Genomic DNA, 13,035 nt, shown 5'->3' with positions numbered 1-13,035 from the left:
TCAGCCTCCCAGTTCGGCGAGGACGGTTTCCCCGCCGATCGTCCGCTGGCCCGGCTCGACCAGCACGCGGCTGCCGCGCGGCACGTAGGTGTCCACTCGGGAGCCGAAGCGGATCAGGCCGTACGTGGCTCCGGCCGTGACCTTGTCGCCTTCGTCGATGTGGCAGACGATCCGCCGGGCCACGAGACCGGCGATCTGCACGACGACCAGGGTGTGGCCGTCCTCGGTGCGCAGCTGCACCGTGTTGCGCTCGTTCTCCTCGCTGGCTTTGTCCAGGTCAGCGGAGAGGAACTTGCCGGGGTGGTAGAGCTTGCGGACCACCTCGCCCGCCGCGGGCACTCGCTGGACGTGCACGTCGAATACCGAGAGGAACACGCTCACCCGCAGCATCGGGGTGTCGCCGAGGCCGAGCTCCGGTGGCGCGACGACTTCGGCGACGTGCGAGACCGTGCCGTCAGCCGGTGCCACCGCCAGGCCGGTGCGGCTCGGGGTGACTCGCTTCGGCTCGCGGAAGAACCAGGCCGTCCAGCCGGTCAGCAGTGCGCCGACGACCCCGAGCGGCCGCCAGACCTTGCGCAACACGAGTGTGAGCGCCGCGGCCGCCAGCACGAAGGGGCGGCCTGCCGGGTTCATGGGTGGCACGATCCCGCGCGCCAGCTCGACGAAGTGGGCGACGGGAGGTTTCGGGGAAGAAGTCACTGCGGCCTTTTCTTGATCACGACGGGTGAAGTGTGGCTCAAGTCTGCCCGACTTGCTCAACCAAGTGCCGTCAAGGCCACCCTTGCGGCATCTGACGCATCAAAGGAGGCCCTCGTGCGTCTAACGCCGTGAAGGTGACCTTCACGGCACTCAACGCCGGGAATGTTCCCTTCACGACTTGCCGGACTGCCGGTGCATCCCCCCGACGATGCACCGGCATCGGCGGTTCACCCACGTGGTTTACCCGATACCTGCAGTTTAGGCCCGGGTAAAGGTGGGATCAATGGCTCTTTGTGTGCACATCGTCACGGAGCGAGCATGAGCAGCTGCACCTCGCCACCCTCGGCCACCTCGGTCACGTCCTCAGGGATCTCGATCAGGCAGTTCGACTGGGCGAACGCCATCAGCAGGTGCGACCCGGGTCCGCCGACCGGCACGGCCTGCACCGACCCGGCCTCGTGGAAACCGCGCCGGTACTGCTTCTTCCCGGCAGGCGACTTCATCGCGGCGGTGGACTTGGCGGTCACTCGCTTGCGGTCGACGTTCGGACGCCCCATCGCGCGCAGTAACGCGGGCCGTACGAACAGTTCGAACGACAAGGCCGCGCTCACCGGATTGCCAGGCAATGTGACAACAGGCAACCCCATGTATGTGCCGAATCCCTGCGGTCCGCCGGGCTGCACAGCGACCTTGAGGAACTCCACGCCCTCGCCCGCGAGAGCGTCCTTGACCACCTCGTACGCACCCGCGCTCACGCCACCGGTGGTCACCAGTAGGTCATGGTCGTGCAGGTGCGGCTCAAGCGTCTTGTACAACGCCTCGACATCGTCCGGAACAGACCGCAGGACGGTCGCGACGCCGCCGATCTCCTCGACGGCCGCAGCAATGTGCACGCTGTTGGACTCGTAGATCTGTCCGTGGGTGAGTGGCTTTCCTGGCTCGACCAGCTCGGTGCCGGTGGACAGGATCAGCACGCGTGGGCGCCTGCGTACAGGCAGGTGTGACAACCCGAGCGCGGCCAAGAACCCGAGCTGCGCTGGGCCGAGGACGGTCCCGGAGTGCATGACCGTCGAGCCCTCACGCACATCCTCGCCCGTACGCCGCAGGTGCGTACCAAGGGCGACGGCCGCGAAGATGCGCACGTGCTCCACACCGGAGTCCGTCAGCTCAACCTGGACAACCGTGTCCGCGCCGGGTGGTACGGGCGCGCCGGTCATGATCCGGTGTGCCGTGCCGGGCAGCAGCGGCACGACATCGGTCCGGCCGGCCGGGATGTCCTCGGAAACCGGCAGCTCAACGGGGTTGTCTTCGCTCGCGCCGACCACGTCGACGGACCGCACGGCGTATCCGTCCATGGCGGAGTTGTCGAACGGTGGCAACGCGATGGGCGCCGTCACATCTTCGGCGAGCACCAGTCCGAGGCAGTCCGCCACCGGAAGTCGCTCGATCGGCAGGTCGGTCACCAGGGCGGCGATGGTCGCCCGGTACGAGTCGACGCTGCGTGGTCTTGTCGCTGTGTTCGGCACGTCTGCATCCTGCCTCGTTGCATACAGTCGCGACACCGTGGCGTGAAAGACTTGTGGTGCGACGCACGTACCGACCCTCGGAGGGGAAACGTTGCAGGTCCGGACCCGACACACCCCTGCGTACGGCGTGGCCAGGCTGTTGCTGGCCCCAGGCGAGGCGATCCAGGCCGACTACGACGCCCTGCTCTCGGCGAGCTACGGCGTGGTGATCGACGTACGGCCGAAAGGCGGCGGCCGCGCCAAGCGGGTCCAGCCGACGCTGTTCACCGCGCCACCGGAAGGCGGCTGGGTGGACGTGGCGCCTTCCCTGCCCGGCGAGGTCTACACGCTTGAGCTGGAAGGAATCACCGGCTGGTGCGTGACGCGCGGCGCCGCGCTCGCCGCGTCGAGCACCATCCAGTTCGACGCCAGCTGGGCGCCGTTCCGGCCGATGTTCGGCGCCGACCACGGTTTCCTCGATCACGTCTCCGGCCAGGGTTCCGTGGTGCTCAGCTCGTGTGGCGCGATGGACGTGGTCAACCTCGAGCCGGGCGCGGCGATCACGGTCACCCCGGAATGTGTGGTCGCTTACACCGAGGGCACCCAGACGCGGCTGCGCGCGATCAGCCAGGCGCTGCCGCAGTCGATGCGGACCGGCGAGGGGCTGCTGCTGGACTTCGCAGGTCCAGGCCAGGTGTTGACCCAGACACGCAAACCGCAGGCCATGATCGCGGCGCTCTCCTAACCAATTGGCGGATACGTCCACGTGCTGTCGTAGCCGGACGTTAGGCTGCGCTGCGTGTCGGAGGACCTCACCGGGCGTCGCCTAGGGCATTACCGAATCGACGGTGTGCTTGGCCGTGGCGGCATGAGCGTGATGTACAAGGCCACCGACGTCCGCCTCGGCCGCAAGGTGGCTCTCAAGGTCATCGGCGAGCACCTTGGTGAGGACGCGGAGTTCCGTGAGCGCTTCGTGGACGAGGCCAGAAACACCTCCGCCATCGATCACGCGAACGTCGTGCCGCTCTACGACTTCGGCGAGGTCGACGGGCTGCTCTACATCGCCATGCGGCTGGTCGACGGCTCCGACCTGGCCAGCATCATCCGCAACGGCCCGATCACGCCGGAACGCACGCTTTCGTTGCTCGGCCAGGTCGCCGAGGCGCTCGACACGCTGCACGACCGCGGCCTCGTGCACCTCGACGTCAAACCGGCCAACGTGCTGGTGACCAGCAGGGAGACGTCAACCGAGCACGTGTACCTCGCCGACTTCGGCCTGACCAGGCGTGGTGCCACCGGTCACCGCACTCGCAGCGGCGACTTTCTTGGCTCGCCCACGTACGCGGCTCCTGAGCACCTGCGCGGTGAGCCCGTCGACGCGCGGACGGACGCGTACTCGCTGGCCTGCGTGCTGTTCGCCTGCTTGACCGGGCGGCCGCCGTTTCAGGGCAAGGTTCCCGAGGTCATCCAGGGCCATCTGAACCTCGACCCGCCCGCGGTGACCGGCCTTGTCGCGCTGCCTGGCGCGATCGACGAGGTCATCCGGCGTGGCATGGCCAAGGACTCGAAGGTCCGCTATGTCGACTGCAAGGCGCTGATCGGCGCGGCCCGGCAAGCCCTTCAGCAGGCGCCTCGCCGCGAGGTGCCGCGTCCAGCCGTCGCGCCGCAGCCACCCCAGCAGCAATATCGGCCGCCTCAGCAACAGCAGCCACCGCAGGTTCCGCAACAGCCTCAGCAGCAGCCGCCGGCTCCTGGGGATTTCGTGCGGCTGCGGCCGCCGACCCCGGTCGGCTCGTCGGCCTTCACCTCTGACAAGGGCAGCAAGAGGTGGCTAGTTCCTGTCCTTGTCGGTCTGGTCGCGATCGCCGCCATCGTGCTGATCATCGTTTTGGTCTCCGGCGGCGGCGACAACAGCGACCCGCAGCAGAACTCGACCGTGCCGCAGATCCCGGTCGGTGAGGGCTCCGGAACGCCGACGAAGCCGAAGTCCACGACGCCGTCGACGCGCCGGACGCTGCCATCCAACTTGACCGTCATTCCATCTGGCAGCTGACCAGTGTTTCTTGCACTCGTCCCTGCCGAGTGCTAAACACGTGTTAGCACTCGGTAGAGTTGAGTGCTAGTCGGGCTGGTGAGACCGGGTCACCCTCGGTCGTCCGTCGCGGGCGCCACACCTGGCTGAGCAGTGTTCGTCGTGGGGCACTGCCTCACGACCCCCAACGTAAGCAAGCAGGCGGAGGACACACCGCAATGGCCAAACTGATCGCGTTTGACGAGGACGCGCGCCGCGGACTCGAGCGCGGCCTGAACACCCTCGCCGACGCCGTCAAGGTGACGCTCGGCCCGAGGGGCCGTAACGTCGTGCTCGAGAAGAAGTGGGGCGCGCCGACGATCACCAACGATGGCGTCTCCATCGCCAAGGAGATCGAGCTCGAGGACCCGTGGGAGAAGATCGGGGCCGAGCTGGTCAAAGAGGTCGCAAAGAAGACTGACGACGTCGCTGGCGACGGCACAACCACCGCCACCGTGCTGGCTCAGGCGCTCGTTCGCGAGGGCCTGCGCAACGTCGCGGCCGGCGCCGACCCGCTGTCGCTCAAGCGCGGCATCGAGCAGGCTGTCGAGGCCGTGACCGAGCAGCTGCACAAGGTCGCCAAGGAGATCGAGACCAAGGAGCAGATCGCTGCCACGGCCTCCATCTCCGCCGCTGACACCACGATCGGCGAGCTGATCGCCGAGGCGCTGGACAAGGTCGGCAAGGAAGGCGTCATCACCGTCGAGGAGAGCAACACCCTCGGGCTCGAGCTTGAGCTCACCGAAGGTATGCGCTTCGACAAGGGCTTCATCTCCGGTTACTTCGTGACCGACCCCGAGCGTCAGGAAGCGGTCCTCGAGGACCCGTACATCCTGCTGTTCGGCTCCAAGATCTCGTCCGTCAAGGACCTGCTCCCGCTGCTGGAGAAGGTCATGCAGGGCGGCAAGCCGCTGCTGATCATCGCCGAGGACGTCGAGGGCGAGGCCCTGGCGACCCTGGTCGTGAACAAGATCCGCGGCACCTTCAAGTCCGTCGCCGTCAAGGCGCCTGGCTTCGGCGACCGCCGCAAGGCGATGCTGCAGGACATGGCCACCCTGACCGGCGGCCAGGTCATCTCCGAGGACGTGGGCCTCAAGCTGGACAACGCCGACATCACGCTGCTCGGCAAGGCCCGCAAGGTCGTCGTGACCAAGGACGAGACCACGATCGTCGAGGGTGCGGGTGACGCCGAGCAGATCCAGGGCCGCGTCAACCAGATCCGTGCGGAGATCGAGAAGAGCGACTCGGACTACGACCGCGAGAAGCTGCAGGAGCGCCTGGCCAAGCTGGCCGGCGGTGTCGCGGTGATCAAGGCGGGCGCGGCGACCGAGGTCGAGCTCAAGGAGCGCAAGCACCGCATCGAGGACGCTGTGCGCAACGCCAAGGCCGCTGTTGAAGAGGGCATCGTCGCCGGTGGTGGCGTTGCGCTGCTGCAGGCAGCCGAGGAAGCCTTCGCGAGCCTGAAGCTGACCGGCGACGAGGCCACCGGTGCCAACATCGTCAAGGTCGCCGTCGAGGCGCCGCTGAAGCAGATCGCCATCAACGCCGGCCTCGAAGGCGGAGTTGTTGTCGAGAAGGTCAAGGGCCTCAAGCAGGGCGAAGGCCTCGACGCGGCAACCGGCGAGTACCGCAACCTGGTCGAAGCAGGCATCATCGACCCGGCCAAGGTCACCCGCTCGGCGCTGCAGAACGCAGCCTCGATCGCAGCGCTGTTCCTGACCACCGAAGCCGTAGTGGCCGACAAGCCGGAAAAGGCCGCAGCGGCCCCAGCCGGTGGCGACCCAACCGGCGGCATGGACTTCTGATCAAGTAGTCCATCAATCGGTAGGCATACCGCGCCCCAGGGACTCCCTCCCTGGGGCGCGGTCCTATATAGACACTGAAGCCCAGAAGTCCCCCACCTCCCACTGTGCGCCCCAGTGGTTCGGCCGACAGTCGTGAGGATTGGGCGGCTTACCTACTTTGGTTGAGAGTCGGGTGGCATACCGACCTTGGTCGAGAGGTCGGGCGGCTTACCTACTTTGGTCGAGAGGTCGGGCGGCTTACCTACTTTGGTTGAAAGTCGGGCGGCTTACCTGCTTTGGTCGTGGGTTGGGCGTTTTGCCCACCTTGGTCGAGGGTTGGGCGGCTTAGCTCACCTTGGTTGAGGGGATGAAGGGTTGGGCCTGGAATGTGTGGCGTGCACCCGGTAGCACAATGACGTATCGCCGTGAGCGAAGCGAGCAGGCGGGGAGTCAGTGACGGGTGCCCGCGCGTGTCTGCCGCTCCGGCATGGCGTGTTGAACGCGCGAGCGGCGCACGGTGGCGAGCAGGCAGGCTGGTGGCGAGTCGAGCAGTTTGACTCGCCGTGCCGGTGGGGCGGACACGCGGTAGTTCATCCCAGCCAACCCGGCTGGACCGCGAAGCCAGCAACGGGGCCGGGCCTGTCGGTATCGCCGGGCCGTAAAAGTCGGGGCTTCCACCGGACGGTGTCTGGCATTGCTCCGCCCTGGCGCGTGTCCACCGTTCCGTCACGGTGTGTCAAACTGCTCGACTCGCTTCCAGCGCGGTTGCTTCTCCCCGTGCGCCGCTCGCGTGTTCAACACACCATGACGGAGCCGGTGGACACGCGAGGTCGCGCGTGCACACGCGGGAGCGCGCGTGTCCACACGAAGACGCTTTCAGGCGGCTATCACGAACATTAGGATCACTGTGGCTAGGGCGCCGAGGAGCAGGGTTCCGCAGCCTAGTGACAGGATCTTGCTCATTCCTTTGGCGCGCACCGAAATGATGGCTGCTCCGATGGCTGCGGCGATTGGCACCAGGGCGCACACGATCAGGGCTCCGGTGCTTGGCCTTGAGGGTGTGCCGAGTACGGTTGCCAGGATTTCGGTGGCGAAGAACGCGCTGAAGGCGCCTACTGTGGCCAGTCCGAACGCGCACAGCAGGACTATCAGCCGGGCGGCTCCGGTGTTCGGGGACGGACCTTCGTCGTGCATGGCACGAGCGTAGTGGGCCACCAGCAAGGTGCGTATTCGCGAATCGCTGGAATTGTTGCTACATTTAGTGGCTGCGACACAAAAATCGACCAAAGAATCTTTGGTCGATGGCATTATTTTAGCGAAGGGAAAGCCGGTTGTCAAGCGGGGAAATCGAGCTGGAACAACAGGTCGTTTCGATGCTCTATGGCCGTCTCGACGATCTGCGTGCGCGGACCGCCGACCAGTTGGCCAAGGTGCTCAAGCAAACCGGTGGCACCCCGCAGGCTCGCACCGAGCGGGAGGCGGGCAACGTCATGTATTCGCAACAGCTCGCTCAGTACAACTCGGTGGAAAACGGGCTTGTCTTCGGCAGGCTTGATTTCGATGATGACACTGATCAGCACATCGGCCGGATCGGGATCTTCGATGAGGATGCCGACTACGAGCCGCTGCTGATGGACTGGCGGGCGCCTGCGGCGCGTCCGTTCTATCTCGCGACGGCCGCGGCGCCGGATGGGGTCAGGCGGCGCAGGCACATTCGCACGAGCATGCGCAAGGTCACGGCGGTCGACGACGAGGTGCTTGACCTTGAAACCGCCGACCCCAAAAAGCATGAAGGCCTGACTGGCGAGGCGGCGTTGCTGGCTGCGGTCAACGCCAACCGCACGGGCCGGATGAACGACATCGTGCAGACCATTCAGGCCGAGCAGGACAAGATCATTCGCTCTGGTCTCAACGGAATCCTTGTCGTGCAAGGCGGGCCGGGCACGGGCAAGACCGCGGTCGCCCTGCACCGCGCCGCGTACCTGATGTACACGTACCGCGAGCAGCTGTCCCGGCGCGGTGTGCTCGTTGTCGGTCCGAACACGACATTCCTGCGTTACATCAGCCAGGTTCTTCCTTCGCTTGGTGAGACTGGTGTTCTGCTGTCCACGGTCGGTGAGCTGTTCCCTGGCGTCGAACCGGACCGTACTGAATCCGTCGCGGTGGCTGAGATCAAGGGCCGGATCGAGATGGTTGACGTGCTCAAGGCCGCCGTCCGCGACCGTCAGCGCGTGCCGGACGACTACCTGGAGATCCAGTTCGAGCGCGAAACCCTCAAGCTGGACAAGAAAACCTGCGTGCAGGCCCGTGCTGTCGCCCGAAGGTCGCGGCGCGTGCACAACAAGGCAAAGTCGTTGATCGTGCCGACCATTATCGACGCTCTCGCGCGCCAGTACGCCGACAAGATCGGCGCGGATCCGTTGGGCGGCGCGAACTTGCTCGAAGAAGCCGACATCGAGGAGATCAAACGCGAGCTGCGCGAGTCGGATGAGGTGCAGGAGGCGATCGACTGGCTGTGGCCGATCCTCACCCCGCAGGAACTGCTCGAGGACCTGTTCGAATCGCCAGAGCGGCTCGCCGTCGCCGCGCCCGATTTCCCTGAGCTGCAACGGGAACCAGGCGGTTGGACGGCGGCCGACGCGGCATTGCTCGACGAGGCCGCCGAACTGCTTGGCGTGGACGACACCAAGCAGAAGGCCGCAGATGCCCGCAGGCGCCAGGAGGAAATCGACTACGCCAGCGGCGTGCTCGACATTCTCGACCTTGACGACGCCGCCGACCCCGAGATCCTGATGGCCACCGACCTGATCGACGCGGGCAGGCTGGCCGGTCGTTACGAGGAGACCGACTACCGCACGGCAGCCGAACGCGCCGCCGACGACCGCGAGTGGACGTTCGGGCACGTGATCGTGGACGAGGCGCAGGAACTGTCCGCGATGGCGTGGCGTGTGCTGATGCGCCGGTGCCCAAGCCGGTCCATGACGCTCGTGGGCGACGTGGCTCAGACCGGCGACCCGGCGGGCACGACGGAGTGGGGCGCGGTGCTCGAACCGTACGTTGAGGACCGGTGGCGCATGGAGCACCTGACGGTCAATTACCGCACGCCGTCGGAGATCATGGCCGTCGCGGCGGACGTGCTCGGACCGGACATCGACGCGCCACAGTCGGTCCGTGACGCGGGTGTGGGTCCGTGGCACCGCCAGGTCACCGACATCGAGGCGCAACTGCCGGAGATCATCGCCAAGGAAGCCGCGGAGATCGGTGACGGCAGGCTGGGCGTGATTGCTCCGACCGAATTCAAGGGGATTTCGGCCGATGTCGACCTGGAAAGCCAGGTCTCCATCCTGACCGTCTGGCAGGCGAAAGGGCTCGAATTCGACTCGGTCATCGTGGTCGACCCGGCCAGCATTCTCAACGATTCCCCACGCGGCGTGAATGACCTCTACGTGGCCCTCACCCGCGCCACCCAGCGGCTCGGCGTAATCCACCCGGGCGAATTGCCACAGAGCCTGTCTCGCCTGGTTCTCTCGTGAGTGGTTAGTTCGAAACGCGCTATACCCTTGAATGGGACAAACCACTCACGTGAAGGGTTACAGCAGCACAGTGGGGGTGACGATCGTGCGGGCGGGTGGGCCGCTCAGTTGGATCACGATTTGCGTTGTCCCGCGCGGAACGCCGTCCAGCACGAACCGGCCGCCTTCGTCGGCCGTTGTTTCTCGCGATCCGTGCTCAGCGACGCGTACTTCCACGGAATGCTCACCCGCGGGTACGAGCCAGCCGTCGATCCGGTTGTTCTCGCCAATCCTGGTCAGGTTGATCATCACGGTCAGGTCGCTGACCGTGAATGTGATCGTGCCCTGATCGCCGCCACGAACCCCGGCGAGAGAATCCGCCCGCACCCAGCGGGCGACCTCCACATCCAGGTCTTCGAGCGCGATCGCGAACTGGATCCGTTCAACGAGACCGGCCGGTGGTGGATCGAATTCGTCGAGCATGCTGTCCAGATCGGCAAGCAGGGTCTCGTCGTCGGGATACGCCTGGCCTCCCGTCGGATCGATCTTCGTCATCCGCCGCCCCCTTCGGTGTCCAAGAGCTCTCTCAGCGTCGTCAGACACCGGCCTCTTGTGGGTCCGATGCTGCCACGCTTCATCTGCATAGCCTCGGCTACCAGGCGATACTCGCTACGACCGGCCAGCACAGTCAACCGCAACAGCTCCTGGCACTTCTCCGGCAACTCGCCGAAAGCACGCCACAGCCGTGTGTCACGGTCGGCGCGCAGTGCCTCGTCTTCGGGCTGCGGCTGGGTACTGGTCAGCTGCTCGGCCATCTCGTCGGTGAGCGGCAGGTCGTTGACACTCTTGGTCCGCACCCGTTGGGCTTCCCGCCGGGTGGTGGTGATCAACCAACCGGCGAGCGCCTTGGGCTCGGCCAGGGAGTGGAGGTGGCTGAACAGCGCCAGCCAGACGGTCTGTACGACGTCTTCCGCGGATGCGCGGTCGAGTCCGTTGCCGCGCGCCACATGCCAGACCAACGGGGTGAGGTCCTTGACCAGAGCCGACCGCGCGATCAGGCTGCCTGCCCGCGCGGCGTGCATGCACGCCGCGTAGCGCTCAGCGCCCTGCAAGCCCTCCCATGGCGGGTCAGCTTCCGCGGTTCGAACATCAGTCACCACGCCCACCCCATCCCGGGTGTCGTTCTTCAGCTGGCGACGGAAGTATCGCGACCTTCGTGAAGTACATGAACGGCGAGATCCTGTCTGGATACATAACACACCCGAATGGACTAGTGCCGTGTGACCCTGTTTCCTTTCTCCCAGCAAGGCCAAGGGAACAGGGTCACACGGCACTGGCGACCGCGGACGTAACGGCGTCCTTGAACGGATCGTCACCACACAGTTCATGACGCCTCGCCCACTTGGGGTATTGAGGTGCCGATGTGGCGCAGGCCGGCCATGGCGAAACGCCATGGCCGGCCATCTCCCGGTGCCCCCGATTTCCCCTCGGCAAATCCGGTGAGTCTGCTCGTCACCCGAATTCTCATTTGGGCGATATCTCCTTGGTAGGGAGACGGTGGCCGGCAACCCCCCTCGTGCTGCCGGCCACCACCTCCGTTGTGCGGCCCCCTCGGCCCGTCTTCGGTGGTGTGTACCTAGACGATCAATTGGTCGATCTGTCCGTCGGAGTCCTCGTGGAAATCGACGGGTAGGTTGTCGTGCGTGGCCGCGCCGGCCAGCAGTGTCATATGGGTGTGCCCGGATCGGCTCGCTGGCGATAATCGTTTCCAGCCAACACCTTCGACCGACACCCAGACTCCTGAGGAGTCCTCATAGGACCATAAGTCGGAAATCGTTTGTCCGACGTGCCAACCGCATTGGGTCGGCGCGATCGCCTGAGGGCTGGTCGCCGCATCCCCATACGGCGTCCAGTCCTCAGGTGTGCCGAGCACGCTGTACGGGCTTGGCACCGGTGGTTGTCCGATCATCAGTCCGCCACCTGCACAGTGGATAGTTCGTTGCCGTTGATGAACGGCGTTACCGGGTGACCGCTGGCTCGCGCGTGCGTGAGCATCGCGAGCTTGTTCGTCGTGCTGTGCGGGCCGCCCGCGAGATGGGTCCAACCCAGGTTTTCCAGGTACGCCCAGCCGTTCGCGTCGTTGGCCGTGGCAAAGAGCCTCAGCGCGCGCTGCGCAGGCAGCCAGGCGCGTAAATGCACTGCCGTACAACCGAAAACGGTCGGCCGTGGACTCGGATAGCTCTCGATGAAGCTGTCGCCGTACGCGATACGGAAGAAACCGTCCTCGCCCCAGGCTGTGCCCCACGAGTTTTTGGCGATCCAGCACTGCGAATCATCGTCCCAGCCGATCAACGCGACGCAGTGCCCGCCAGCGAGTCGATCGGTTGTGTGCTGGTACACACCACCGCGATAGTGGAAGAAGTCGGTGTGCACCACGAAACATGCTGCCACCGCGCCATATCCGAAGATGTGCTGCTTGATGGCCGCGGGGTTGCCGGTCAGGTCGGTCACGCCCGCGGCCTTGGCCAGCCGGTTCGGCCAGTCGGGGTTGGGCGCGCCGGAACCGTTGTCCTGATACGGGAAGTAGTCCTCGAACGTGACGCCCTTGTGGACGGTGTCGTCGAAGAGATCGTCCGGCCACGCCCCGGATTTGCGGGTATAGCCCCGATCGCGGGCGTGGTTGTGGAAAAGATGGGCCTCGGACAGGTCGAGATTCAGTCCGGGCGCGCCGCGGGTGTACGCGGCCGTGGTCTCCAGTACGGCGAGCGCGCCGAAGGAGACCGAAGAACTACACGCGCCTTGGTCCTTGACGCCGGTGACGAAGTCGCGCCCGCTGACTTCCCTGAGGTCAAAGGACTTCGGCAAGCTCGACGCCGGTGCGGTGGCCGCGACCACCTGCTGGCCAACGGCTTCCAGCGCCTCGGCAGCCATCCGCTCGGCCTGGCCTGCCCGTGCGTCGATGTCCGCCTGCTGCGGCGCGGGAACGCCAAGGCGTACGCGCCGCACCTGCTCTGGTAGCAGGCTCAGCGGGGTTTCGCCTGCCTGCCACGGCTCGCCGAGCGCGGCCAGCGAATCGCGGATCGCCGCGATCTCCGGCTGATGCGGTCGGCTCATTCGTGCCTCCAGGTCGAACGGGTCTTCGCTGTCACAAGAGCGAGAGGCCCGGACCTGGATACAGGAAATACCGAAAATTAGCCCGTTGTGGCGTGCGTCACCAATCCGCGGCAGGTTCCTGCGGCATCAGGATCCAGCAGATCAGGTACAGAATCGCGCCGGTGCCGAAGCCGAGGATGGTCGCGGCGACGAGCAGGATGCGCAGCAAGGCGGCGTCCACGCCGAGAACGTGTGCCCAGCCGCCACACACCCCGGCCACCATCTTGTCGGTGCGGCTACGGCGGAGCTTGCGGGTGTAGATCTCGTTCGTCATGGCATCAAGGATCCGGCCGCGGCAGGCGACGGACATC

The 13,035-nt window shown here is 65.9% G+C and carries 12 protein-coding genes; 4 read left to right on the top strand and 8 right to left on the bottom strand.

Going from position 1 to position 13,035, the window contains the following annotated elements:
* A complete protein-coding gene (locus LWC34_RS40870) occupies positions 1-699 on the bottom strand; it encodes a phosphatidylserine decarboxylase (RefSeq protein WP_308200206.1) in 699 nt (232 codons plus the stop codon).
* Positions 700-1,004: 305 nt separating this feature from the next.
* Positions 1,005-2,225: a molybdopterin molybdotransferase MoeA gene (gene moeA / locus LWC34_RS40865; RefSeq protein ID WP_233730553.1), complete on the bottom strand. Its 1,221-nt coding sequence runs from the start codon at positions 2,223-2,225 to the stop codon at positions 1,005-1,007.
* 91 nt (positions 2,226-2,316) lie between these two features.
* Between moeA and LWC34_RS40860 the strand changes: the two genes are divergently transcribed.
* The 3 genes from LWC34_RS40860 to groL all read left to right on the top strand — a co-directional run bounded on the left by LWC34_RS40860 (position 2,317) and on the right by groL (position 6,080).
* Positions 2,317-2,949, top strand: a complete 633-nt coding sequence (locus LWC34_RS40860; RefSeq protein WP_233730552.1) for an AIM24 family protein — start codon at positions 2,317-2,319, stop codon at positions 2,947-2,949.
* Positions 2,950-3,003: 54 nt separating this feature from the next.
* Positions 3,004-4,257: a serine/threonine-protein kinase gene (locus tag LWC34_RS40855; RefSeq protein ID WP_233730551.1), complete on the top strand. Its 1,254-nt coding sequence runs from the start codon at positions 3,004-3,006 to the stop codon at positions 4,255-4,257.
* 197 nt (positions 4,258-4,454) lie between these two features.
* A complete protein-coding gene (groL, locus tag LWC34_RS40850) occupies positions 4,455-6,080 on the top strand; it encodes a chaperonin GroEL (protein WP_233730550.1) in 1,626 nt (541 codons plus the stop codon).
* Between the two features lie 855 nt (positions 6,081-6,935).
* On the opposite strand, the gene LWC34_RS40845 is transcribed toward groL, so the two are convergent.
* A complete protein-coding gene (locus LWC34_RS40845) occupies positions 6,936-7,253 on the bottom strand; it encodes a hypothetical protein (protein ID WP_233730549.1) in 318 nt (105 codons plus the stop codon).
* Positions 7,254-7,390: 137 nt separating this feature from the next.
* On the opposite strand from LWC34_RS40845, the gene LWC34_RS40840 reads away from it, so the two are divergent.
* On the top strand, positions 7,391-9,592 hold the full coding sequence (locus LWC34_RS40840) for a HelD family protein (protein WP_504925716.1): 2,202 nt from the start codon (positions 7,391-7,393) through the stop codon (positions 9,590-9,592).
* 57 nt (positions 9,593-9,649) lie between these two features.
* On the opposite strand, the gene LWC34_RS40835 is transcribed toward LWC34_RS40840, so the two are convergent.
* The 5 genes from LWC34_RS40835 to LWC34_RS40815 all read right to left on the bottom strand — a co-directional run bounded on the left by LWC34_RS40835 (position 9,650) and on the right by LWC34_RS40815 (position 12,998).
* Positions 9,650-10,126, bottom strand: a complete 477-nt coding sequence (locus tag LWC34_RS40835) for a carboxypeptidase regulatory-like domain-containing protein (protein ID WP_233730548.1) — start codon at positions 10,124-10,126, stop codon at positions 9,650-9,652.
* The gene (locus LWC34_RS40830; RefSeq protein ID WP_233730547.1) at positions 10,123-10,728 is read right to left on the bottom strand and encodes an RNA polymerase sigma factor; all 606 of its coding nucleotides are present in this window, start codon (positions 10,726-10,728) and stop codon (positions 10,123-10,125) included. The genes LWC34_RS40835 and LWC34_RS40830 overlap by 4 nt, the downstream gene beginning before the upstream one ends.
* 479 nt (positions 10,729-11,207) lie before the next feature.
* Entirely contained in the window at positions 11,208-11,540 is a 333-nt protein-coding gene (locus LWC34_RS40825; RefSeq protein ID WP_233730546.1) for a hypothetical protein, read from the bottom strand.
* The gene (locus tag LWC34_RS40820; RefSeq protein ID WP_233730545.1) at positions 11,540-12,685 is read right to left on the bottom strand and encodes a C1 family peptidase; all 1,146 of its coding nucleotides are present in this window, start codon (positions 12,683-12,685) and stop codon (positions 11,540-11,542) included. Before LWC34_RS40820 ends, LWC34_RS40825 begins: the two co-directional genes overlap by 1 nt.
* 97 nt (positions 12,686-12,782) lie before the next feature.
* On the bottom strand, positions 12,783-12,998 hold the full coding sequence (locus LWC34_RS40815; RefSeq protein WP_233730544.1) for a PspC domain-containing protein: 216 nt from the start codon (positions 12,996-12,998) through the stop codon (positions 12,783-12,785).
* Between the last annotated feature and the right edge of the window lie 37 nt (positions 12,999-13,035).

The organism is Kibdelosporangium philippinense (genome assembly GCF_021390435.2).
Lineage (GTDB): Bacteria > Actinomycetota > Actinomycetes > Mycobacteriales > Pseudonocardiaceae > Kibdelosporangium > Kibdelosporangium philippinense.
Note: the sequence above shows the minus strand (reverse complement) of the source record. Positions and strands in the feature narration are given on the sequence as shown.